Source organism: Treponema rectale, from assembly GCF_014202035.1.
Taxonomy (GTDB): Bacteria; Spirochaetota; Spirochaetia; order Treponematales; family Treponemataceae; genus Treponema_D; species Treponema_D rectale.
Genome location: NZ_JACHFR010000001.1, coordinates 363,878 through 386,604, shown reverse-complemented (window position 1 = coordinate 386,604; position 22,727 = coordinate 363,878). Strand labels below are relative to the sequence as shown.

Below are 22,727 nucleotides of genomic sequence, written 5' to 3'. Positions count from 1 at the left end.
AAGCATTTAAACCACTGAATACAGTAAAAGGACTGTCCTTTGTGAAGTTTTAAATATCTTCCGGGACAGTCTTTTTTTTTAATTATTGTAAAACCCCGGGAATAATGATACACTCCATGACATGTACGCATTTCTTTTTCTGGCAATTCCTGCCGCAGCAGTATGGTATGTATTTTCTAAAAAGAACAGACCTGCACAAACATTTATTCTTCCGGCCCTCACCGGTATTTTTTCAGCAACAGTATATACAATAATATTGAAATTCATCGTAACGCTTAATGAAAACGTAACGGACAGTTACTCAGACTACATCAGCATGATTACGTTCAGATACGGGCTTATCCCGGTCTTAATCATCTGTGCTGCATTTTTTCTCATATCAAAAGACACCGTTGAATATAAAACCGACTGTTTCGTTCCGCTGGCACTGTCTTTCCAGGAAATATGTACAGGTTATTTTGTAATAGGAAATCAGGAAAAAAACTCTTTCTTTCTATTAATATGTCTTCCGGCACTTACAGCCTCAGTTTACCCGGGAGCCGCTGCCCTCCTTTCAAAAGCCGCAGAACTTTTTGAAAAAACGGCAGCAGGAATCGCAAAAACCTGTCTTCTGGTCCTCTCAGCAATGGCCATGATCCTTATGATTACAGTCATTCAAGCTCTATGGTTTTTCAACAGACCGGACGCACTTTATACAATACTTTCAGCAGTTCTTTTTGCTGCCGGAATATTTTTAACAGTGTTTTTGAAAAAAAATCAGGAATCAGAAGAATTCTAGCAGCAGGAAAACAAATTTCCACTAGACACATACACCAGTATTTTGATAAAATATCGCTCATGCTATATGGGTATTTTATATACTCGAGCTTACAGGCTCAAAGGAGGAGTGTTGGCAGACAATAAGGGAATGCGCGTGAATGAACAAATCCGCGTACGTGAGATCAGACTCATTGATGATGAAGGTGAACAGAAGGGAATTGTCCCTACGATAGAAGCCCTCAGAATGGCAAAGGAGCGGGACCTTGACCTTGTAGAAGTTTCGCCAAACGCAAATCCACCAGTTTGTAAGATACTTGACTTCGGAAAATACCGGTTCGAACAGGAGAAAAAGCTTCGTGACTCCAAGAAAAACCAGAAGGTATTGAAAATCAAGGAGATTCGCATGCAGCCAAAAATCGGTTCAGGCGACCTTGATACCAAAGCAAAGCATGTTCAGGAATTTCTTAATGAAGGTGACAAAGTAAAAGTAACGATCCGTTTCCGCGGTCGTGAACTTGCCCACACCGAACTTGGATTTGATGTCCTGAAAGAGGTTGAAAAGCGCCTTGTTGAAGGATCTTATGCCATTGAAAAGCCTGCCGCTATGGAAGGCCGTTTTATGTCAATGACACTGGGTTCTAAAGTTACAAAGCCTAAGAAACCTGCGGCACAGGCTGCCGAGCCGAAATCAGAACCAAAAGATTCTGAAAAGCAGCCGGAATAAATCTATTGAGGTAAAGAAATGCCTAAGATGAAGACAAAGAAGTCAGCTGCAAAACGCTACTCTTTAACAGGTACTGGAAAAGTTAAGTACAAGAAAATGAATCTTCGTCATATTTTGACAAAGAGATCGCCAAAAAGAAAGATGCACCTTCGTGCTGCCGGAATCCTTTCAGAAGATTCAGCAAAGAGAGTACGCAAGCAGATGCTTCCGTACGGTTGATTTACAGGAGTTGAAAAATGTCTAGAGCAGTAGATGGAACAAAACGTAAGAATCGCCGTGCAAAGATTTTGAAGCTTGCTAAGGGCTTCTATGGCGACAGAAAATCAAATTATAAAGCAGCAAAAGACGCTGTTGTAAAGGCTCTTGATCATTCATATTCAGGACGCCGCAACAAGAAGCGTGATTACCGCAAGCTTTGGATTGCACGTATCAGTGCAGCTGTTCGTGAAGAAGGTTTATCATACAGCCGCTTCATCAACGGTCTTCTTAAAGCTGGTGTAACTCTTAACCGCAAGGCTTTGAGTAACATGGCTATCGAAGATCCAACAGCATTCAAAGCAGTTGTAGAAGTTGCAAAGAACGCAGTTAAGGCTTAAGTAAATGCTTACGCTCGATCAGATTCTTTTGCTTCAGGAAAAGGTTGAAACCGCCGTTGAAAAAATCAGTTCACTTAGAGCTGATGTGACACGGCTGACTTCGGAAAACGATGCTTTACGTAGCAAATGCGCAGAGCTTACAAAAGCGTTAACCGAAAAAACGGAGCAGATTTCAGCACTTGAAACGCAGCATACTCAGATCGAGCAGGGTATCTTAAATGCAATGAGTCAGCTTGACTCTGTGGAGAATTCCATTCTTTCAGATCAGGCTGATTCACCTGCTGCTGATTCACTTTCAGCACAGTCAGATGTAAAAATAAAACCTACCCCGGCAGATAATGCTTCATTTCAGAATATTCATAATATCCACGATACAGACGAAAAAAACTCTTTTGAAGAAACCATAAGCATACCGGAAACTGAAGAAGATACTCAGTCTTTGCAGGACGAAATCACGATTCCTGTAGAAAATAATTCTCATCAGATAAACGAACCGGAAATAGCTGTTGAAGAAATGCCGTTTCCACACAGAAACATAGATCCAAACCTTGATATATTCTGATTTAAGAAAAAGGCAGCAAACCTGATATGGGAAAAATTCAGATAAATCTTTTAGGAAGTTCATTCACAATACAGGCAAAAGAAGACGAGGATTACCTTAAGAAACTTGTAGACTATTACAAAGAAATTACCCGTACAATCAGTTCTACAGGAAGGAACATTGATCCGCTTCAGGTAAGCATCATTGCAGGAATTACCCTTGTTGACGAGCTTTACAAAGAAAAAAAACGGAATGCCACCTGTGAAAAAACAATACAGGGAAACACTGAAGAAGATTTAAAAGCCCAGCAGATTGCACTTACTCTTTTAGACAGACTGGACGAGGCTCTGGATGAATGAAACCAAAATCTGGGTTGATGCCGATAACTGTCCACAGGCAGTTCGCGAAGTAATCCTGAACAAAGCAAAAAGTTTCGGTCTAAAAGTTACTTACGCTGCCAACAGAATTATTCCCTTTGCATTTGAAGATCCGCTTTTTACAATGCACGTATGTCCGGAAACAGCAGGCGCTGCAGATGACTATATAGTAAGTCAGGCTACAGAAGACGACATCGTAATTACAAAAGACATTCCCCTCGCCCAGAGACTTATCGATAGGAAAATAACCGTCATAAACGACAGGGGAACTGTTTTTGATCAGAAAAAAATCCAGTATATGATGGAAGAACGGGAACTCAGCATGCAAATGGCTGCATTGGGATTAAAAAAAGGAGCCGGCTGGTCTGTATTCGGAAAAAAAGAACTGGCAGCCTTCTCTAAAACATTCTGTAACATTCTTTATCAGAAAGGATACAAAACCCCTGTCTTATAAACTGTCAATCGACTGATTAATGTCTTCAAGACGATTTTTTATCTGCATAAAGGCTTCTACAAGTTCAGGATCAAACTGTTTTCCGGACTGATTCTTTATTTCCTGCACAGTATCCTCTACAGTCCATTCATCTTTGTAACATCTTTTATGACGGAGAGCATCATAAACATCTGCAAGGGAAACAATTCTTGCTGCAAGAGGTATATCCGTGCCGCAAAGTTCCTGTTCGATTACATGAGGCATCTTTGTTTCCGGAATATAATCCATATAGTTAAAATTACCCGGATATCCCCTGCTTCCTCCATCCCAGCGGTCATGATGATGAAGGCATACATCACGAACCATACGGTCCACATCATTTTCTACAGGAGTAAAAATCTGAGCGCCTACACAGGTATGCCCCTTCATAATGTCATATTCATCATCTGTAAGGCGGCCTTCTTTCTTTAATATTTCATCAGGAACAGCAACCTTGCCTACATCATGACAGCGTGCAGCCATCCTTAAATTATCTCTGAATTTCTTTACTTCATTTTCAGGAATTTTTTTGTTTGCGGCATAACGGTCATAGATTTCTATTGCAAAGGAAGAAACCCGTTCAACGTGAGCCCCAGTTTCTCTAGGATCACGGAAACCGGCCATCTTTACAAGACGGTCAATGTTCATACGGGTCAGATAAGCATACTCGTAAATTGAACCAAGCTTGTTTGCAAACTGACTTATATAATACTCAGCATCAGTATCAAAGGGAATGACATTATTCTGCTCATCCTGTGCATTTATAATCTGAAGAACACCAAGTATTCTTCCATTAGTCATTATAAGAGGAATCGTAAGCATTGACTGCGTATGGTAGCCACTTACATTATCCGTATTTGAATTAAACTCATAAGGCCTTCGGGTTTTCTGTCCGGAAGCATCAATTATGAATTCATCAAGGTTATATACATCAACAATATTTACAATTTTTTTTGAAAGGGCACAGTATCCGGAAATTGACTGTGTCGTCGGAATCATTCTATAAGAAGAAAAAGGCAGTTTTTCTCCAGGAGCAAGCCTGGACTGAATTGTATCATTCTGACTGTAACGGATCTTCAGAAGATTTTCTTTAGAATCATACTCATAAATAGAACCTGCATCAGCATTAACAATCTTACGGGCAAACGTAAGGATATTCTCGAGGAGTACGTCAACATCATGAATCTCACGAAGTTCTTTTTCTATTTCTGCAATCTGTTCAATTTTTATTTTATGAATGCTTGATTCTACCATTTTTTAATCCCATCCTTAATTATAAACCAGGATTTTCAATTTCTCAAGCAAATACTGACAGTAAAATTCCATTCAACAAACAGAAAAAGCATCTGGAAATTAAAACCTTTGGAAATTTTACCACTTTATATGAAGGAAAAGCCGTCAAATTTTCCAGGACACTCATGGGCTGAAAACATGACCGGATTTATGGAAATGAAAGCATTTAAATAAAAAAGTTAAAAATAGAACTTTATTCCGCACTTTACCGGCAGCATAAAATTCAGTTTAGGATTACAGTCATTAAGTGTAACTCCGGCACGGAAAGCTGCCTTAAAAAACAGTTCCGTGTCATAATCTGAAAACCAGCTCAGTCCCATGCAAAAACCTGCATCTGTAAAATAATTCTTATAGATGCCTGCGGCAAATTCAGGCCCATAGAAAAAATGAACAAAACTGCGGGAAATAACCGGAGAAGCTATAAAATAATCCAGAGATACTTCGGCAGATTTTAAAACCTCAGTTTCCTTTTCTGACAAATCAAGAACCGCATCTCCATAAAAACAAAGGGGAACCGTCTCACTCTTAAAATTAATTCCCGCCGTAAGGGAGCCGGAAAACTGTCCTGTCCATTCACCTGAAGCTCCGGCAGAAAGTCCTGCAGCGTATCCCGCAGCAGCAGAAGGGACTGCAGCACTGAAAAAAATCAATGCCGCAGTTATATAAGCAAAAATATTCTTTTTCTTAAGCATGCGTATATTTTAAACACTTGCAAAAGAAAGTCTATCCCCATCCACAGTAATTCTGACAGTACAGCCTTCATCAAAATTAAATGACAGAAGCTCCTTTGCAAGAGGATTTTCTACGTAAGTCTGAACTGCACGTTTTACAGGTCTGGCACCAAAAGCCATGTCAAAACCATGATTACAGATAAACTCACAGACATCATCAGAATACTCAAGATTAATATGCTTATCCTGCAGACGGGATGCAACTCTTGCCAGCTGAAGCCGTACAATCTGAATAAGAGATTCCCTATCAAGAGGATTAAACATTACAGTTTCATCTATACGGTTAAGGAATTCCGGTCTGAAAGTCTGTTTTAAAAGAACATCAAGCTGTGCATTTATCTTCTCCTGAGGAGAGTTTTTCTGGGTTTCTTCAAGAATCATCTGTGATCCAAGATTACTTGTCATGATTATGATTGTATTCTTAAAATCAACAAGCCTTCCCTGTCCGTCAGTAAGTCTTCCGTCATCAAGAACCTGCAGCAAAACATTGAATACATCAGGATGAGCTTTTTCTATTTCGTCAAAAAGAATGACACTGTACGGCCGGCGTCTTACAGCTTCCGTAAGCTGGCCTCCCTCATCATAGCCTACATATCCCGGAGGAGCACCTATAAGGCGTGTAACGGAAAACTTTTCCATATACTCACTCATATCAATACGGGTAAGGGCCTTTTCATCGTTGAATAGAAAATCTGCAAGAGTTTTTGCAAGCTCAGTTTTACCGACACCTGTAGAACCGACAAAAAGGAAACTTCCCAGCGGACGGTTAGGATCATTAAGGCCGGAACGGTTACGGCGGATTGCATCAGAAACCACCTGTACTGCCTGATTCTGACCGATAACCCTTTTATGCAGTTCAGACTCCAGCTGCATGTATTTCTGTTTCTCTCCAGTCATCATCTTTGACAGAGGAATACCTGTCCAGCTTGAAACTACACGTGCTATATCTTCTTCCGTAACTTCCTTTTTCAGAAGGCTCTTGCGTTCTTCACTGATGTCATTGTCACCGGCTTTATTTTCTTCCTGAGAAGCCTTTAATTTTGCTTCCAGTTCAGGAATGATTGAATATTTAAGTTCTGCAACTTTTTCCAGCTTACTTTCTCTGGTGTATTTCTCCATCTCAAAGCGGGCCTTTTCCAGATCTTCCTTAAGTTTGCGGCTTCCCTCAATCATAGACTTTTCATTCTGCCACTGAAGCTTCATCGCATCCCGTTTTGACTGCAGTTCAGAAAGTTCCTTCTCAAGTTTTTCAAGGCGTTCTTTACTCTGCCTGTCATCCTCTTTGGAAAGAGACTGCTTTTCAATTGCAAGCTGAAGAATCTTCCGTTCTATCATATCAAGTTCTACCGGCTGACTTTCTATTTCCATCTTAAGACGGCTGGCAGCTTCATCAACCAGGTCAATGGCCTTATCAGGAAGGAATCTGGTCGTTATGTAACGGTTTGAAAGAACTGCCGCACTGACAAGGGCTTCATCATTTATTTTTACCCCGTGATGAATTTCGTACTTTTCCCTCAGACCCCTTAAAATGGCAATTGTATCTTCCACAGTCGGTTCAGCACAGAATACCTGCTGAAATCTTCTTTCAAGAGCAGCATCTTTTTCTATGTATTTACGGTATTCATTCAAAGTAGTTGCACCGATTACATGCATGTCACCTCTTGCAAGAGCCGGTTTCAGAAGATTACCGGCATCCATGCTGCCTTCTGCAGCACCAGCCCCTACTATTGTATGAAGTTCATCTATAAAGAGAATGATTCTTCCGTCAGACTTAGAAACTTCATTGATGACCCCTTTAAATCTCTCTTCGAATTCACCCCTGAACTTTGCACCTGCAACCAGAGCCCCCATATCAAGACTCAAAAGTCTCTTGTCTTTAAGACTGTCAGGAACATCAGCAGCTGCAATGCGGCGGGCAAGTCCTTCAACTATGGCCGTCTTACCTACACCCGGTTCACCAACAAGAACAGGATTATTTTTAGTACGGCGGCAGAGAACCTGCATTACACGGCGGATTTCCTCATCACGACCGATTACAGGATCTATTTTATCAAGGCGGGCCCTGGCGGTAAGGTCTATGCAGTATTTTTCCAAAGTACGCATTTTACTTTCAGGATCCTGAGAATCAATTGACTGATTTCCCCTGACACTTTTCAAAGCCTCAAGAACAGCTTTTCTGTTTACTCCTTTCTCCTTAAGCAAGGAAGCCGTCTCATCAGAACAGTCCAGCATTCCTAAAAAAACATGTTCAACAGAAAGAAACTGATCCTTAAAAAAATCCATTTCTCCTTCTGCCTTTGCAAGAGCTTTCTGCGCAGATGAAGAAAGAGAAAGATTAGTCTGTCCTTTTACAACCGGATACTTTTCTATCAGCGAATCAATTTCTTTAAGCAGGCTGGAGGGATTAACACCTATGCGTTCCAGCAAAGGAGGAATGATGCCGTCTGGTTGAGATAAAAAAGCATGAAGCAGATGAGCACAGGTAATTTCTGCATGGTCTTTCTGCCGGGCAAGAGTCCCTGCATCATTTATACCATCCTGCAGTTTAAGAGTCATTTTTTCGTAATCCATAAGCAACCTCCGGCAGGCATTCAAACTGTCTGTCACTTATAAAATACTTAATAAAAGGCTGAAATGACAAATTTTTTTTATAATTCAGGAAGTTCTACATTTCCATATTCACAGACACAGTTGGAAACTTTTACCTGCTCAATAAGTTCTATATTCTTCTTTTTAGATTTAAAGATTTTCAGTTCACCATAACCGCTGGCCCCGCTTAAAACCTTCATGAGCTTGCGTCCGCCTTCAGGACACTCGTATTCCCTTAAAGACATATCTTCCTGAAGACAGTAAATGTCAATATCAATTATATACTTTTTATTATGAACGCTTACTGTCCAGTGAAGTTTTTCGCCTTCCTCATCAACAGGCATCTGGGTAAAATCATAGCTTAAACTGAATTTCTTACTCTTATCAGCAGAAAATTCACAACGAAGTCCTTCCACGTCAACAAGAACAGACAGTTTTTTACTAAATTCTCCCTGAACGGCAAAACAGGAGTTAAAAAGATTTTTTCCGGAAATAACGCTGAGACAGTTTGAGGCATTAAGATGGAATACAGGATTAACAAATTCCCTTCCCCAGGTCTTGTCAAAGTAACCGAAACTTTTTTTTGCGGTAACTATATATTCTTCTCCGTTATAGATTATCTCGCCGTTAAAATCTGTTTTTGCACCGAAAGCAGCCCAGTTTACGTCTTTTGATGAATAATTTTTCTGAAATTCAATTCGCTGTTCAAAACGAAGGTTCCATTCCATCCATCCAGGATTGCCAAGAATCTCAGGACTGTGAAGAAGCTGTTCTCTGGTAACGGCAACACGTCCGACTGAATAATCATCAGAAAGCACACAGTCCGGACGCTCCCCTGGACCTACGCTGAGAATAAAATTTGAATCATTAATTTTAAGCTGACTGGAAGGATAATAAGCGTTTAACTGACTTCCGCCTTTTGAAAGCACACCGGCTTTAACCATAACAAAAGATGGCTGAACTAAAGATTCCGTAGTAAAGGTTTTTGCAGATTCCGTTCCCGCAAGAGCATACTGAAGATCTGCTTCATTACCTGCAAAGCGGCTTTTAAATCCAAGAACAACATCATCAGGAGAAAGAGCAGGATTAACTACATAATATTCAATAAAAAAAGTTTTTTCTTCGCCCGTCTTACGACTGATACCGCAGGTAACAAGCCTCCAGCAGTCAAATCCGGACTTACGCAATGCCCCTTTCAGCATGTAACGGCTATTGCGTCTAATTCTTTTTGTATCCATATATATCCACCCAAAATCATTGAAAAAACGAGCCGTAGCTCTTCACTTTGATTTTCGGCAGATTTATTTGTGTTATTTAAACATTTTCTCCAAAGACTTTGAAAACTCTTTCTTTTCATCCTCAAAGTTTGCTTCGAGATACTCAAAACAGTCTACGGCACTTTTCTGACAGTGCTCATACCAGATTCTGTATAATTCCGGCTCAAAATCTTCTCCAGGATAAGGAGCACCCTGAAGATTTGAAACAAGCTGTTTAAGCAATCCGACTAAAACTTTGGTTCTTTTATCCATGATATTCTCCTGATTCCTATAAATAATACTTCAATTATAAGGGCAAAGTAATAATTTTTCCACTCTTTTTTTCAATTTTATCCGACAGCAGAGTCTTGGAAGTAAATACCACGGTTTTTCCTTTTCTAGGAGCAGCTTCAAACCGAAGGGCTGCATTCCTTAAGTCTTCAGGGGTTATCTTTAAAAGCCACTCAAGCCGCCGCAGCTTCTGTTCACCGGAAAAGCCGTAAAGTTCCCTGAAAATTCCCGTCATTCCCCGGGTGGCAGGAGACTTCGGTTCTATTTCTGCAGAATAAGTTCCTGTTATGGATTTTTCAACATCCACGGCATCTATTTCTTTACTGCCGATTTCTTCAAGGTATTTTCTGAATGTATCAATGGACAGAAACGGCTTCGGATCGCGGTATGTTCCGAACTTGGAATAACCGGAGATTGAGTTTGCAGAAAAGAAAACTCCATAGGCACCGCCTTCTGTACGGATTTTCTTCCACAAATCAGTGGTTTCAAGATAATGAGTCAAGACACAGTCTTCCATAGCCTCTTTAGTATCATAAGGTGAACACTTTATGTTTGTACTGGCATATCCGACCGTACCAGGAATAATTACAACTTCATCATATAGAGCTGTTTCAGAACCTGCACAGTTTTTGCCGGGAAGTTCCGTAAGCTTATAGAATTTTCCGTCCTTTATATTACGCTTCTTCTTCAAAGGTACGAGCGCAGATCTTTTTATAAAGGAAGGAAGAAGTTTTTTTACAGATTCAAGTCCATCAGAATCTGATGTTATATGAATGAGGCAGCCGCCTTTTTTTATAGCAGAGAAAATTTTTCTGAATTTTTTTGCAACGCCTGCCTCACCTTCCTTCATTATCTTTTTTAAGGTAAATACCTGAGTTATTCCCTGCCAGATTTCATTAACGGCACCATTCCTGCTGTCAGTACAGGATGAACGCATTGCCGCATAAACATGGGCACCTGAAACAATGGAGGAAGCAGCATTTGCATACACCGCATTAATAATCGTCTTTATGCGTTCCGTATCAGAAAAATCTGTCCTGCAAATACAGTCTTTTACAATTTCAAAGGATTGTGCAGCATATTCAGAAAGAAACTTAAACCTCATGCAAAGCCATTCCCGTCCAACTGTAAGAGGCTCCTCTCTGGCAAGCTGGCTTGAACACTCAGGCACAGCAGAAGCTTTTGTCGTAAAAGACAGGCTTCCCATTGTCCGCTGTATTTTCAGAAGAGCATCATTCCAGTCAACATCTTTCCAGCCGCACTGCACTATACATTCACAGAATAAAGGAAGATACGGATAATATGAACTCTTCAGTACATCTGCCGGAAACCAGATGTCTGCATAAGTTATGCCGTTGGTGTTCTCCTCATTAGTAAAAAGGGGAATTCCATCAACCAGAGTATGTTTTGTATCAATTCTGTCATCTATTTTTTTAAGGGAACTGACTTTTAAATGCGGAATGCAGTTTCTTGCTTTTTCAGGCACGGGAGCATTCTGAAAATCATACATTTTCTTAAGTTCGGCCTTCAATTCAGGAACAGTTGACTGAGCAATTCTTTCTTTAAGAAGTTTCTTTTCTATGGAATCACGATTGCTGTTCCATTCCAGAGATGGAGTCGTAACCACAAAAGACCAGTCCGGATTATCAAGGAAATACTTTTTAATTAATGACGTTATATAGTTTTTGTCAGCGGCAGCTCTCTTTTTAAGACGGTCAAATTCATCAGCAAACATAAGGGTTGTCCACGGTTTTTCTCCATAACACCAGCCTCTTAAACTTCTTCTCATAAGTACAAGAGAATACGGACCGTTGAATCTGAGGACTTCCCGGTTGGCTACTTCAAAGCCCATGACTGCCCGCTCATAATCCCCTTTAGAAATTCCATTCCTGCAGACATCTTCCAGAACTTTCAGGATAAGTTTTCTGACTTCAGGAGCTTTTTCTTTTTGAACCCCGCACATTCCCAGGGTTATAACAGGCTCAAGACGGTTTACGTCTACACCGCTCTGATGAGAAATGTCATCTCCCAAACCTGATTCAAGAAGAGCTTTTGTTACGGGAGCACAGTCGTCGCCCCATAAAAGATCACTTAAAAACATTACTTCAAGGCTTATTCTTGAAATATCTTTTCTGAAATCTTCCTCGGAAATTTTCCAGTTAATATTCGAAACACTTTTTTTGTCTGAATTTTCCTCACAGGGTCCGTAAGCTTCAACAAAATGCTCTGCCGGAGTTTTGCGGATAACGCTTTTCATCACGGCAGGTTTTCCGTAGGATCTGCATCTGGCAATTACGTTTTCGTAAAGAAAATCCAGCTGCTCTTCCGTAGGTATGTTTCCGTACAAGAAAACGCGGCAGTTTGAAGTACAGTAATATTTTTTATGAAATGCTTTCAGGGCTTTATGCGTAAGGGTCGGAATAACAAAGGGATTTCCGCCTGAATCATATTCATAAATAGTTCCCCTGCTTAAAGAACTCTCATCTTCAGAAGAAACTACAGAATCAAAAGACGAATAAACGCCTTTCATCTCGTTATAGACAACTCCCTGAAGGGAAGGCGTATTTTTTTCGTCATATTCCACGCGGCAGCATTCCTGAGAGAATATCTCTTCCTTAAGTAGAGGAAAAAAAACGGCATCTGCATATACAGACATAAGATTAAAATAATCAGATTTTTCCGGTGAACTTGCCGGGAATACAGTTCTGTCACTGGCAGTATAGGCATTAAGATAAGTATTGATGCTCTGATTTGCCAGCTGAAGAAAAGGATCCTTTAACGGATATTTTTTTGAACCGCAAAGAACACTGTGTTCCAGTACATGTGCTGCCCCGGTTGAATCTTTTGAAGGGGTATTGAATGCAAATGCAAAAAGATTTTCAGGATCTTTATTTACAAGATGAAAAACTTCAAGGCCCGATTCCTTATGAATAAGATATACACCTTTAGATGCACATCCCGGAATTTTCTTAATGTCAATTACCTCAAAACCTTTATAAACTTCGCCTTTTTTCATTATTCACCTGCCGATTTTTTATTCAACATACTGCCAGTCATCCCTTCCCTTTATACGCAGTTCTCCGTTTTCCCATGCCCTGCGTAACTCAGAAAAAAATCTAAGCGTAATTTTTTCTATATCAGATTTCAAAAATACCTGCATCAAATTTTCTTCAGAAAGAATGACTGCCCTTCTGTTTTTAGAAACATTATTTAATATTTTTTCCCGGAAATCTTCATTCTTACCGTGAATTAAAAGAGCTATCTCACTTTCATTCATTGCCTGAAGTTTACCCTGGATAAACCTGTCATCTGCATTTACAATATCTTCCTGAGTAAAAAGCCGTTCCCTTAAATCCATGGCAAGTTCCGGATTAGTCTCACTTATTCCTGAAAGAATATTGGACTCGTTGTCAGGACTCATACGTTTTAAAATCTGGGCAAGAACACTTCTGCCGTCAAGATTCTCGGAATTCTCAGTATTCTGCGTAAGCATTTTCTGCTGCAGACTCTTTGCTATCTGATTAATTACGTCAGGAGAAACACTTTCCATTTTTGCAAGACGCAGAACAATACGGGCTTTCTGTTCCTTTTCCATGCCGTTAATGACGGCTGCAGCTTTTTTAGGCTCAAGCTGTGAAAGTACAAGAGCCTGAACTCCCACACTTTCGCCCTGAATCAGAAGGGAGATACGCTCTCCATCCGCATCACTTAAAAAATCAAAGGGTTTCTCACCTGCATTCTTTACGCTGCGGCTTAAAACTTCCTCTGCTTTTTTACTTCCGTATGCTTTTGTAAGAATATTTCTGGCAGTATCAACTCCACCGGATTCCCTGGACTTTTCAAGAAGGGAATGAAACTCAGCAAGAATTTTTTCACTTTCTTCCGGTGTAACTTTACGAATGGAAGCAAGTTCCGGAATTATTTTTTCAGTCTGCTCTTCAGTTAAATGAGGAAGTATTTTTGCAGCTTCATCAAGACCGATGATAATCAGAAACTTTGCAACCCTGCGGTAAATGCTGTCCCCTTCTACAGTTTTTTCAGAAGCATCCCTTTCAGGAACCTTTATAAGACCACCTGAAATCAGGGCATCGGCAGCTTCCTTTACATCAAGACTGTCTACGGATTTTTTTTCTTCAAACCACACGCCTGTCTCTGCCGCCATTTTGGAATCAGCTTTAGTTTTTTCGTCTGCCTTTTTTTTTGAGAATACAGAATCCAGCCTGGTATTTATTTTTTCAAATATCGCACGGTGAATTAAAGGTTCGTGTCCGCCTTCAGCATTCCTCCGGATTTGGGAAGAAATGCTTTCTGTTTTCTGATGCTGCGGTTCAAATTTTTCGTATGATGATATATTTCCTGACTGAGAACTGTTTTTTTTATAAGCGCCCAGTGCATAATCTTCAATCTTCATGTTCTGATTTTATCATAACTCTTACTCATTCAGCAATATTGTAAAAAATCAATAAAAACATCATTATAGACTCCGTTAGATTTTTTGGAGAGGAATATGTTTAAACCACAAATCATCAATTCAATGAAAAACTATTCTGCATCAAAATTTGCAAGTGATTTCGTAGCAGGAATCATCGTCGGAATAGTTGCACTGCCGTTAGCCATCGCATTCGGGGTAGCAAGCGGAGTTACTGCAGCAGCAGGAATCTTTACAGCAATCATAGCCGGATTCTGCATTTCTGCATTCGGAGGCAGTACCGTTCAGATTGGCGGACCTACAGGTGCTTTTACGGTAATCGTTTACGGAATTTTTGCAAAATACGGAATGTCCGGTCTTGCAACAGCAACTGTCCTTGCAGGTATTCTCCTTATACTGCTGGGAGTATTTAAAATGGGAGGACTCGTAAAGTTTATTCCATATACAATCGTAACAGGATTTACCGCAGGAATCGCAGTAACTATTGCAGGCGGACAGATCGGTAATTTTTTCGGTCTTTCAATCGGTATAAGTGAAGCAAACCCTGTTAAAATTCTCGGAGAAACCTATACAAAAATGCCCGGGGACTTTCTTCCAAAGATGATTGCCTTCGGAAAATATTTTTCTACGATTGACTGGTATTCCTTCATAATGGCAGCATCCAGCCTTGCCTTCCTTTTTATATGGAACCGCTTCATAAAAAAAATCCCTGGTTCACTGATTGTAATCATTGTTACTACAGTATTAAGCGTAATTCTTGCAAAGCACGGTTTTAAAACAGCAACTATTGGTGCAATACCAACTTCACTGCCAAAACCGAGCCTTCCTGATTTCGGAATAAAAACAATTACATCACTTTTTCCGACAGCAGTTTCCATTGCAGTTCTTGCAGCTATCGAATCACTTCTTTCTGCTGCAGTTGCAGACGGTATGACAGGAGACAAGCATGACTCTGATACAGAACTTATCGGTCAGGGAATTGCAAATATTGTTTCTCCTCTGTTCGGAGGAATTCCGGCAACAGGTGCAATTGCCCGCACCGCTACAAACATAAAGAACGGCGGCCGTACTCCAGTTGCAGGTATAATTCATGCGCTTACTCTTCTTATAATCCTTCTGTTTGCAGGAAAATATGCTTCCCTCATTCCTATGGCCGCTCTTGCAGCTGTTCTTGTAAACGTTGCATGGAACATGGCAGGATTTCCGGCAATAAATGCTCTTCTTAAAGGACAGAAATCAGATATCTGTGTTTTTACAGTTACATTCCTTATAACAGTCTTTGTAGATCTTACGGTAGCAATTGAAGTTGGTCTTGGCTTTGCAGCATTCTTCTTCATTAAGAAGATGATTGACCTTTCTGAAGTTCAGAATAACAGGGAAACCCTTACAGGAGGAATAACCTCAAACCGCGACATGCCGGAAGAAAAACTCGATATCCCGGAAGGTGCGATTGTTTACGAAATTGACGGTCCTTTATTCTTCGGAACTGTAAGAAAATTTGAAGTAGCAGTAGAAAATGCCGGAATAGCCTATAAAGTTCTGATTCTTCGCATGAGAAACACAATTTATCTTGATGCAGGCGGAATCAAAGCTCTTGAACAGGCAAAAGCAGCCTGTGACAGAAAAGGAATAACAATAATTCTTTCAGGAATACATACACAGCCTTACATGCTTTGTGAAAAAACTGGAATGGCTGATAAACTTGGAAGGGAAAACATCTGTGCAAACATAACGGATGCTATTGAACGGGCAAAAACAATTCTTAAATAAACACAATGTGGTATTTACACAGCCATTTTGTATGACTCAACGAGTCTCTTATATTTGCCATTCAGCTTTCCTCCCTGGTGTTATGCAATAGACTTGAACAATCTTATTGTACACCTTCGAGGAAAGCTTTTTTTTTGCTATAAGCTTTTGAAGAGCGGCAAAATGGAATCGAACTCTCGTCATCAACCCTGAGGGCTGAGAAACAGAAAAAGGCATTATTTGCTAAAGAAAGAGTTCTTCGTTACGTCTTGCTGGCTGAATTCGTCGAATTTCCATTACGTTATCAATCACAACATACCAGACAGTATAATTTCCAACATTTATTCTTCGGTATGGATATTCACGCTTTTTTGCAGACTGCCAGATTGCAAAGGATTCAGGACCATCTTCAAGACGCTGCATAATTGCCTGTTCAATTTTATCCAAAGTATTTTCAGCTGCAATCGGGTTTTTATATTCATTCAAAATAAAATTAATTGCATCAGCTAAATCCTGCTTCGCGATAGGAAGGTAGCGTAAAGTATAGTCCTTCATCTTGCCTTTATCTGATTACGGATTGAAGAAAATACTTCCTCGTGAGTATAACGAGTCGGATCTGTTTTAGCCTGCATATCAGCTTCATCAAGTTTTGATTCAATGTTATCAGTAAGACGGTCGTACAAATCAAGACTCATAACAACCATTGAGCCATAACCATTTTTTGTAAGGAAAACCGGAGCCTGGCATTCTGCAACCAGAGTTTCGATTTCAGAGAATTTATTTCTTAAGTCAGATACAGGTCTTATTTGTGTCATAAAAGAACCTCACTTATCAGTTAGTTTTATTATCATAATTATATCATTATTTTATCATATCAGACAAGAACTTTATTTTATAAAAAAATTCAAAAAAGGTAGCAACGTAAAGCAGCGACGCACGTAAGAATCAAGGCAAGCACAGTCAGGCCAGTCGCTCCACGCATCTGCTTCACTTCGTTACGCAGTAGCGTTCCGCTTTGTGTCCTGCCTGTTTCCGCACGCGGGTTAAACATCGTTTAAGAAATAGTTCATCTTCAACCGCAAGAAATCAATCTGCAAAATACATTTACCGAGGCGGTTGCAGTAAGCACTTTTTTTGCAAAAGCCGCCAAACGTATCCGAGTTCTACAAGTTGGTCCGTTAATGAAAAATGCATCGGGTGGGTGTCGCAACTTAAAACTGCGGGCACGCAAAAGGTTTTCCCCCTTTCCCCCTGCCGCGCCCCCCCCAACACCCCCTTTTCAAAAATTAAGGAATGCTATTGAACCGCTCTTGGGGGCACGGAGGGTGTATAAAATACTATCAAGATTTGATAGTAGAACAATATATAATATTACATGTTTAGACATTTCTTGAAAAAAATGAAAGATATGTTACCATTTTAATACACAATAAATATCACAGGAATTAATTATGAACAATACAGAAATATTTAATGTTCTGCAGAATGCCATTTCTGGAGCAACAGATAAAACAATTTCCATAAGTAATATTTCATCTTATACCTCAATTAATAATACTTGTGGTATAAAATTCTCTGCAACTAAATCAGGTGTAACAGTACCTTTTTTCTTTGGTTTTTCTACCGATAAAAAATATTTAGATTATATTGTTTTTGGAATATTAAATTCAGATCGCAATAAAAATATAGATAAAATTTCACTAGACGAAGATAGTAGTAAAAATCTTATACAAGATAAATTTAAATTTAAAAAGATTTTATCAAAAGAAGAATCTGTCCAAATAAAAAAATTATCAAAATGGCTTAGAGACGAAATAAAAGGTTACTTCATTCTTTTCAAAATGTTTAATAAAAAACTATTCGAGAATGAAATTGAAGAATCTTCAAATAATGAGCCTCTTGAAAGAGAAAATAATAAAACACAAAAAGAAACTCATAAAGTTGAGAAAGAACCGGAGATAGAGTCTTATGATAATATAAGTAGTAAAACATGGTTTAAGATTGTTGAACTTCCATGGTTTATTATACTTTTAGGTTGTTTAGTTTATTTCTCAGGTTCGTTTGTTGAAAATCCAACTGAAACAAAGGTTAATGTTCTACTTGGTCTTAGTATGTCTCTTATTGTTATAGGTACAATAGCAGTATTAGCAACTATTGGTAAAAAGAAACAAATCCGTGAAGTTCAGGGCTTAGCTATCACAAGCAATCCTTATTCCTGGTTTATAAGTAAAATCGGAAAAGTTCTTTGTGGTACTTTATGTTTTTGCGTTGGATTTGGTTTAATCTTCTTGCTTTCTGTATTTAAAGATGCAATATTTTCTTCGGGCTCAGGTTCTAGTAGTTCTTCAGGTTCATCAAGATCTACTTATACCAGTAGTAGTAGTACACGTTCCAGTAGTTCATCAATTTCATATTACTGTAAATACTGCGGTTCAAAAGCTTCTTCAATATCAAGTTTAACAAGTGGTTCGTGTCCAAAACATCCAAATGGTTGGTGTAAAGGAAACCATGAACCTTATCAAGGTAACGAGCAGAAAAATTATTATTGTGAATACTGTGGTTCTAAAGCAAGTTCAATTTCAAGTTTAACAAGCGGGTCTTGTCCAAAACATCCAAATGGCTGGTGTAAAGGTAATCATTCACCATATCAAGGTAGTGAGAAATCAAAATATTTTTGTAGATATTGTGGATCAAGCGCCAGCTCTATTTCAAGTTTAACAAGTGGTTCTTGCCCAAAACATCCAAATGGTTGGTGTAAAGGAACTCATGTTCCATCAATTTAGTTTTTTCTTCATTTACCATAAATATCATTTAAAATATTTACAGGTAAAAAAACATTTTCCAAAGCCTCATTAATCTTTTTTATAGAGTTTAGGATTTTATCCTCATTAAATAGTTCCGGATGATTAGCAAAAGCTTTATGTTGTATTTCAATTTCAATAATTCTTGGGGAGTTTAATTTTATTTGTAAAACTGTAATGTTTTCATATTCAATAATTTTCCATTCAAAACCAGATCCATTCATCATGTTATTCGCAAAACTTTTAATTTCTGTAAGAATAGATAAGTATTCTTGTTCTTTTAATATTATAGGTTTTATTTTTACTTGTATTTCTGAATTGTCTTTTTTGAAGTTTTCATAAATGCTATTAAACAAATTAACTGCATCTTTATAATTCGAAAATCGTCCAAATATTTTATTATTGTTATAATAAAATGAAAAACAGAAAAATCCATTTTCATTCTTATGGTTATTTGATATTGAAATCGTAACTTTATCAGATAATTTCTTACTTACAGTTATATCTGTAGGAATTTTATTTACAGGTATCAATGTTTTTTTTATTAAACGAAGCTTGTTCATTTGTTTTGATATAATTCATTATTTTCTTTTTCCAAAACTCTATTTCTATTTGTGTTGAACTTTTCACTCTAAAAACTTACAGTTTACTAATTTGTAAATTACATCTTTTTAATAATTCAGAAATATTATCTGATTCCTGTTTTTCAGCTGCAAGCGTTACGATTTTTCCACAAGTAAGAGAATCATCAAGAACATTATGTGCATCATAAACTATTCCAAATTGCTCAGCCAAGAAAGTCAATTTATGAACTTTAAAATCAGGCCAAGTATTTTGTGCTATACGTAAGGAATCAAAATAGCTTATATTAGGTTTTTCCATTCTATAGTATTCACAACACTTTCTAATTACATTCATATCGAAACAAGCATTATGAGCAACAAATGGTAACTCAAGATTTTCATTTATAAATGGTGTAATAATAGTATCCCAAACTTCAGGAAAATACGGTTTATCGCGAACGTCATCATAAGAAATATGATGAATCTGTTCTGTTCATTCTGGTATAAAATACATTTTTGCTGGATGTATCAGAGAGTAAACACTCCCGTTTTCCTTCCCGCCAATAAATCTTACAAGTCCAACTGAGCACGTACTGTTAGCATATGTGTTTGCAGTTTCAAAATCTATTGTAATAAAATCTAAAGACATATAATCAATTTTTTCCTTTTATATACGAAACAAGCCATCATTAAATAAATAATAACAAACGGAATACAATTCCCAACTGTTATTACCATTTTTGATAAAAATGCAGTTTCGAAATTTGATTTTAGAACAATCATATCCTTAATTATTTCACAAACAAAATGAAAAAAACATATAACAAAGCAAGAAATCATATACTTACTTAATTTCTCAAGAATAAAACTATAATCTTCATAGATTTCTGTTTTTTCTTCTTGAGTGTTCCTTTGTTTTGCTCCATTACTAAACATTAAAAATAAAAAGTATATCAAGAACCAAAAATACATCAGGATTCCAATATTGTCAGTATCTGTAAAATTCAATTTTTCTATTATCCATTGATAAACGCGAACACATAAAAGTTGATCTTGAGTATTATTCGCTACTAAAGAAAAGCGTGTTGAATGAATCTGCAGCAACATTGTTCCAAGAATTAAATAAGGCAAGTTGTAATCATAGATTTTATTAATCCGTTTCCCAATTATTGTATCTCCCCAAAAACAAAAAAAGAAACAAATGCAAAATAAAAGCCCTACCAGGATTTCTTCAATTATTTTTGGAAAAGGTAGTAAAAGTATAACAAAAATGATTATTAGTAAATCTTCCAAAATTTCTGGTTTTCTTTTCATCTTTAAACCTCATAACAAAATCAAAAAATCCAAGGTCTAAATAACCTTGGATCTAATTTGTTTATAATTTTAGCTTTTTAGCGATGGCTTCAATATCTTTTTTATTGAGCCAGATTCCCATAATTATTTTTTGCTGATAAACAGCCATACTAGAAAGATAACCAATAACTTGTGGATTATTTTGCTCTTCGACAATGTAAATATTATCTGTGGTTTCCATATAAGGTGGATTATTTATAACAGATTTACAGCCTTCTTCTGTAGGAACCATTGTTTTTATTGCTGTAAATTTAGTCTTAGGTAGAGTAATACGATTAATATAACCACCTAATAAGGTTTCCTCAATAATGATAAAATCACCATCAAGAGTTATTTTACATGGATTTTTGTCTGCAGTCTTTAATGTAAAAGTCTGCGCAAATACTGCTGTTGCTAAAAACAACAGCCCCAACAAAGAAATAAGTTTTTTCATAAATCCTCCTAAACTGCTTTTTAGCAGCTAATATTTATAATTGATATATAACATATGCCACTATCATTTCGCGATAGTACAAAAAAAAATTAGAAAAACCCGATTTTTCTTTCAGTTTCTCCCAGTTTTTCTTTTTTACAGAGTTTTAGAAGTTCTTCATATTCCGGTCGTTTTCCTGTTAGTATTTCATCCATTGTTACTTTACGAACAATATTATCTATCTGTCCGCCACTTAGATCATAATTTCTTGCGAACATTTCAATTTCATTTTCAGGAAGCCAATTTAATTTTGATTTCCATATTTTTGCTTTTGCTTTAACTGTTGGATTTTCAAATTTAATCTTAAATAGAAAACGTCTTTCAAAAGCTGCATCAAGATTATCTGCCAGATTTGTTGTAGCAATCATAATACCTTCTAGTTTCTCCATTTCTTCTAGAATGATATTCTGAATTGTATTTTCTACCTGAGATACAGACCCCATAGTGGAATCTTTTCTTTTAGAAAGAATACCATCCGCTTCGTTGAAAAGTAGAATAGGAATTTTTCCATCCTTTTCATCTCTACATAATTTGCAAAGATTTTTATAATCAACGAATATCTTTTTCATTATTTTTTCACTTTCACCAAACCAGCAGGACTTAGTGCTGCTTATATCTACATGAAGGATTTTTCGTCCTGTCTTCTTGGCAATTTGATAAACAGTTTCTGTCTTACCTGTACCTGGTGCGCCGTATAATAAAACTGCAATTCCTTTTTGGTATCCTTTTTCAACTAATTAGGTTTGGATATTAAACAAATTTTCATCCTTCAACGCATTAGTTAATCTGTTTATCTCTGATTCATTTTCTAGGCTGTAAAATAATTCTTTTTGTTTGATTGTATCTGGTTGAATAATATCTGTTCCTTTTGCACTTTTCATAAATAGTTTCGCATTTTCTCCAAGGAACATCTCTTTTGCTTTTGCTGTTATCTCTATGGTTGACTCAGTCAAATTTGATTTATCAACAAATTCAACTAAATCCATTTTTAACAAAGGATGATTGCCTTCCATAAAGCTTTCTGCAATCTGAAATCTATCTGATTCATCGTAAGAACATTCTATAGTTGATTGTAATGATGATGCATAACCTTTCAATAAATCATTACAGCAGCCATAAAAGAACAATCTTGTATTTATATCATCTGGAAATAATAATTTTACTTTCTTTATAAAATCAAAATCACAATATTTGTATTCGATTGCTTCTGTTTGAAATGTTTTTTCGAACATTTCTTCAGAAGAATCACAAAGGTCTCCAACTTTTCTAATAAGATCTAATATAGATCTTTCAGCTTTCTTTTGTTCGATTATTATTTTATCATTATGTATTACAGATCTGATTAGACTTTTTGAAATATCAAAATCATTATGTATCTCAACTTCATCTTCAATGAGAGATTTATTATTCACTATGTATCTTTTTGCAAGCAGGTCTTCTATATCTTTTTTGTATGCAATGACACTCATAACAGGGCAATCAAAAAAATCGGATAGATCATTAAAATTGCATGTACTTCCATGATGCTCAAAATAATATGATAAAATTCCACAGAGCATCCAGGTTCCACTAGAAGTAGTATCAAAATATTTTTTTAATTTCTCTTCGGCATTATTGAATTCATTAGTACGTTTGATTTTAAGATGTGATTTTTCAAGCTTTTTAGCCAGAACTGAGATTGCTTTTAAGACATCGAAATTTGGTTTCTGAAAGTTTTCCATGATAGCCTCC

At 37.4% G+C, this 22,727-nt stretch carries 24 protein-coding genes; 9 read left to right on the top strand and 15 right to left on the bottom strand.

What is annotated here, in order from left to right:
* The first annotated feature begins 121 nt into the window (after positions 1 to 121).
* The 7 genes from HNP77_RS01620 to HNP77_RS01590 all read left to right on the top strand — a co-directional run bounded on the left by HNP77_RS01620 (position 122) and on the right by HNP77_RS01590 (position 3,451).
* Positions 122 to 778, top strand: coding sequence for a hypothetical protein (locus HNP77_RS01620; RefSeq protein WP_184651413.1), 657 nt, complete (start codon positions 122 to 124; stop codon positions 776 to 778).
* A gap of 111 nt (positions 779 to 889) precedes the next feature.
* Complete coding sequence (infC, locus tag HNP77_RS01615; RefSeq protein WP_246428835.1) at positions 890 to 1,483, top strand: translation initiation factor IF-3; 594 nt, start codon at positions 890 to 892, stop codon at positions 1,481 to 1,483.
* An 18-nt stretch (positions 1,484 to 1,501) separates the two neighbouring features.
* On the top strand, positions 1,502 to 1,702 hold the full coding sequence (gene rpmI, locus HNP77_RS01610; protein ID WP_184651412.1) for a 50S ribosomal protein L35: 201 nt from the start codon (positions 1,502 to 1,504) through the stop codon (positions 1,700 to 1,702).
* Positions 1,703 to 1,719: 17 nt separating this feature from the next.
* Positions 1,720 to 2,079 carry a 50S ribosomal protein L20 gene (gene rplT / locus HNP77_RS01605; RefSeq protein ID WP_184651411.1) on the top strand — a complete coding sequence of 120 codons (360 nt, stop codon included), beginning with the start codon at positions 1,720 to 1,722 and terminating at the stop codon, positions 2,077 to 2,079.
* A 4-nt stretch (positions 2,080 to 2,083) separates the two neighbouring features.
* The gene (locus HNP77_RS01600) at positions 2,084 to 2,641 is read left to right on the top strand and encodes a cell division protein ZapB (RefSeq protein WP_184651410.1); all 558 of its coding nucleotides are present in this window, start codon (positions 2,084 to 2,086) and stop codon (positions 2,639 to 2,641) included.
* A 26-nt stretch (positions 2,642 to 2,667) separates the two neighbouring features.
* A complete protein-coding gene (locus HNP77_RS01595; RefSeq protein WP_184651409.1) occupies positions 2,668 to 2,979 on the top strand; it encodes a cell division protein ZapA in 312 nt (103 codons plus the stop codon).
* The gene (locus HNP77_RS01590) at positions 2,972 to 3,451 is read left to right on the top strand and encodes a DUF188 domain-containing protein (protein ID WP_184651408.1); all 480 of its coding nucleotides are present in this window, start codon (positions 2,972 to 2,974) and stop codon (positions 3,449 to 3,451) included. Before HNP77_RS01595 ends, HNP77_RS01590 begins: the two co-directional genes overlap by 8 nt.
* Here the strand turns inward: HNP77_RS01590 and HNP77_RS01585 are convergent.
* The 7 genes from HNP77_RS01585 to HNP77_RS01555 form a co-directional block, all read right to left on the bottom strand.
* Positions 3,446 to 4,723 (bottom strand): HD domain-containing phosphohydrolase, encoded by a 1,278-nt coding sequence (locus HNP77_RS01585; protein WP_184651407.1) that lies wholly within the window; start codon positions 4,721 to 4,723, stop codon positions 3,446 to 3,448. The two genes, HNP77_RS01590 and HNP77_RS01585, sit on opposite strands and share 6 nt — an antisense overlap.
* Positions 4,724 to 4,941: 218 nt before the next feature.
* On the bottom strand, positions 4,942 to 5,454 hold the full coding sequence (locus HNP77_RS01580) for a hypothetical protein (protein ID WP_184651406.1): 513 nt from the start codon (positions 5,452 to 5,454) through the stop codon (positions 4,942 to 4,944).
* Between the two features lie 9 nt (positions 5,455 to 5,463).
* On the bottom strand, positions 5,464 to 8,064 hold the full coding sequence (gene clpB / locus HNP77_RS01575) for an ATP-dependent chaperone ClpB (RefSeq protein WP_184651405.1): 2,601 nt from the start codon (positions 8,062 to 8,064) through the stop codon (positions 5,464 to 5,466).
* Between the two features lie 77 nt (positions 8,065 to 8,141).
* Positions 8,142 to 9,320, bottom strand: a complete 1,179-nt coding sequence (locus HNP77_RS01570) for a hypothetical protein (RefSeq protein ID WP_184651404.1) — start codon at positions 9,318 to 9,320, stop codon at positions 8,142 to 8,144.
* A 72-nt stretch (positions 9,321 to 9,392) separates the two neighbouring features.
* Positions 9,393 to 9,611 carry a hypothetical protein gene (locus tag HNP77_RS01565; protein WP_184651403.1) on the bottom strand — a complete coding sequence of 73 codons (219 nt, stop codon included), beginning with the start codon at positions 9,609 to 9,611 and terminating at the stop codon, positions 9,393 to 9,395.
* A gap of 34 nt (positions 9,612 to 9,645) precedes the next feature.
* On the bottom strand, positions 9,646 to 12,645 hold the full coding sequence (locus HNP77_RS01560) for an insulinase family protein (RefSeq protein ID WP_184651402.1): 3,000 nt from the start codon (positions 12,643 to 12,645) through the stop codon (positions 9,646 to 9,648).
* Positions 12,646 to 12,663: 18 nt separating this feature from the next.
* Positions 12,664 to 14,040 carry a flagellar motor switch protein FliG gene (locus HNP77_RS01555; protein ID WP_184651401.1) on the bottom strand — a complete coding sequence of 459 codons (1,377 nt, stop codon included), beginning with the start codon at positions 14,038 to 14,040 and terminating at the stop codon, positions 12,664 to 12,666.
* Positions 14,041 to 14,136: 96 nt separating this feature from the next.
* On the opposite strand from HNP77_RS01555, the gene HNP77_RS01550 reads away from it, so the two are divergent.
* Positions 14,137 to 15,828: a SulP family inorganic anion transporter gene (locus HNP77_RS01550; protein WP_221266505.1), complete on the top strand. Its 1,692-nt coding sequence runs from the start codon at positions 14,137 to 14,139 to the stop codon at positions 15,826 to 15,828.
* A 222-nt stretch (positions 15,829 to 16,050) separates the two neighbouring features.
* Here the strand turns inward: HNP77_RS01550 and HNP77_RS01545 are convergent, their stop codons facing one another.
* Positions 16,051 to 16,362, bottom strand: coding sequence for a type II toxin-antitoxin system RelE/ParE family toxin (locus HNP77_RS01545; protein ID WP_184651399.1), 312 nt, complete (start codon positions 16,360 to 16,362; stop codon positions 16,051 to 16,053).
* Positions 16,359 to 16,622, bottom strand: coding sequence for a type II toxin-antitoxin system Phd/YefM family antitoxin (locus HNP77_RS01540; RefSeq protein ID WP_184651398.1), 264 nt, complete (start codon positions 16,620 to 16,622; stop codon positions 16,359 to 16,361). Before HNP77_RS01540 ends, HNP77_RS01545 begins: the two co-directional genes overlap by 4 nt.
* A gap of 636 nt (positions 16,623 to 17,258) precedes the next feature.
* Between HNP77_RS01540 and HNP77_RS12270 the strand changes: the two genes are divergently transcribed.
* Entirely contained in the window at positions 17,259 to 18,590 is a 1,332-nt protein-coding gene (locus tag HNP77_RS12270) for a hypothetical protein (RefSeq protein WP_221266504.1), read from the top strand.
* Positions 18,591 to 18,598: 8 nt separating this feature from the next.
* Here HNP77_RS12270 and HNP77_RS01530 read toward each other — a convergent pair whose 3' ends face one another.
* The 6 genes from HNP77_RS01530 to HNP77_RS01505 form a co-directional block, all read right to left on the bottom strand.
* A complete protein-coding gene (locus tag HNP77_RS01530; RefSeq protein ID WP_184651397.1) occupies positions 18,599 to 19,171 on the bottom strand; it encodes a hypothetical protein in 573 nt (190 codons plus the stop codon).
* Positions 19,172 to 19,247: 76 nt separating this feature from the next.
* The gene (locus tag HNP77_RS01525; protein ID WP_343042519.1) at positions 19,248 to 19,646 is read right to left on the bottom strand and encodes an exonuclease domain-containing protein; all 399 of its coding nucleotides are present in this window, start codon (positions 19,644 to 19,646) and stop codon (positions 19,248 to 19,250) included.
* Between the two features lie 164 nt (positions 19,647 to 19,810).
* A complete protein-coding gene (locus HNP77_RS01520; RefSeq protein ID WP_184651396.1) occupies positions 19,811 to 20,485 on the bottom strand; it encodes a hypothetical protein in 675 nt (224 codons plus the stop codon).
* Positions 20,486 to 20,546: 61 nt separating this feature from the next.
* On the bottom strand, positions 20,547 to 20,957 hold the full coding sequence (locus HNP77_RS01515; RefSeq protein WP_184651395.1) for a hypothetical protein: 411 nt from the start codon (positions 20,955 to 20,957) through the stop codon (positions 20,547 to 20,549).
* 89 nt (positions 20,958 to 21,046) lie between these two features.
* On the bottom strand, positions 21,047 to 21,706 hold the full coding sequence (locus HNP77_RS01510; protein WP_184651978.1) for an ATP-binding protein: 660 nt from the start codon (positions 21,704 to 21,706) through the stop codon (positions 21,047 to 21,049).
* A gap of 27 nt (positions 21,707 to 21,733) precedes the next feature.
* The gene (locus HNP77_RS01505; protein WP_184651394.1) at positions 21,734 to 22,717 is read right to left on the bottom strand and encodes a hypothetical protein; all 984 of its coding nucleotides are present in this window, start codon (positions 22,715 to 22,717) and stop codon (positions 21,734 to 21,736) included.
* Positions 22,718 to 22,727: the final 10 nt, after the last annotated feature.

Bases quoted from the DNA above. Each gene is read 5' to 3' on its own strand.
- HNP77_RS01620 (WP_184651413.1), top strand. From the start codon at position 122: ATGTACGCATTTCTTTTTCTGGCAATTCCTGCCGCAGCAGTATGGTAT.
- rpmI (WP_184651412.1), top strand. From the start codon at position 1,502: ATGCCTAAGATGAAGACAAAGAAGTCAGCTGCAAAACGCTACTCTTTA.
- rplT (WP_184651411.1), top strand. From the start codon at position 1,720: ATGTCTAGAGCAGTAGATGGAACAAAACGTAAGAATCGCCGTGCAAAG.
- HNP77_RS01600 (WP_184651410.1), top strand. From the start codon at position 2,084: ATGCTTACGCTCGATCAGATTCTTTTGCTTCAGGAAAAGGTTGAAACC.
- HNP77_RS01595 (WP_184651409.1), top strand. From the start codon at position 2,668: ATGGGAAAAATTCAGATAAATCTTTTAGGAAGTTCATTCACAATACAG.
- HNP77_RS01590 (WP_184651408.1), top strand. From the start codon at position 2,972: ATGAATGAAACCAAAATCTGGGTTGATGCCGATAACTGTCCACAGGCA.
- HNP77_RS01585 (WP_184651407.1), bottom strand. From the start codon at position 4,723: ATGGTAGAATCAAGCATTCATAAAATAAAAATTGAACAGATTGCAGAA.
- HNP77_RS01580 (WP_184651406.1), bottom strand. From the start codon at position 5,454: ATGCTTAAGAAAAAGAATATTTTTGCTTATATAACTGCGGCATTGATT.
- clpB (WP_184651405.1), bottom strand. From the start codon at position 8,064: ATGGATTACGAAAAAATGACTCTTAAACTGCAGGATGGTATAAATGAT.
- HNP77_RS01570 (WP_184651404.1), bottom strand. From the start codon at position 9,320: ATGGATACAAAAAGAATTAGACGCAATAGCCGTTACATGCTGAAAGGG.
- HNP77_RS01565 (WP_184651403.1), bottom strand. From the start codon at position 9,611: ATGGATAAAAGAACCAAAGTTTTAGTCGGATTGCTTAAACAGCTTGTT.
- HNP77_RS01560 (WP_184651402.1), bottom strand. From the start codon at position 12,645: ATGAAAAAAGGCGAAGTTTATAAAGGTTTTGAGGTAATTGACATTAAG.
- HNP77_RS01555 (WP_184651401.1), bottom strand. From the start codon at position 14,040: ATGAAGATTGAAGATTATGCACTGGGCGCTTATAAAAAAAACAGTTCT.
- HNP77_RS01550 (WP_221266505.1), top strand. From the start codon at position 14,137: ATGTTTAAACCACAAATCATCAATTCAATGAAAAACTATTCTGCATCA.
- HNP77_RS01545 (WP_184651399.1), bottom strand. From the start codon at position 16,362: ATGAAGGACTATACTTTACGCTACCTTCCTATCGCGAAGCAGGATTTA.
- HNP77_RS01540 (WP_184651398.1), bottom strand. From the start codon at position 16,622: ATGACACAAATAAGACCTGTATCTGACTTAAGAAATAAATTCTCTGAA.
- HNP77_RS12270 (WP_221266504.1), top strand. From the start codon at position 17,259: ATGAACAATACAGAAATATTTAATGTTCTGCAGAATGCCATTTCTGGA.
- HNP77_RS01530 (WP_184651397.1), bottom strand. From the start codon at position 19,171: ATGAACAAGCTTCGTTTAATAAAAAAAACATTGATACCTGTAAATAAA.
- HNP77_RS01520 (WP_184651396.1), bottom strand. From the start codon at position 20,485: ATGAAAAGAAAACCAGAAATTTTGGAAGATTTACTAATAATCATTTTT.
- HNP77_RS01515 (WP_184651395.1), bottom strand. From the start codon at position 20,957: ATGAAAAAACTTATTTCTTTGTTGGGGCTGTTGTTTTTAGCAACAGCA.
- HNP77_RS01505 (WP_184651394.1), bottom strand. From the start codon at position 22,717: ATGGAAAACTTTCAGAAACCAAATTTCGATGTCTTAAAAGCAATCTCA.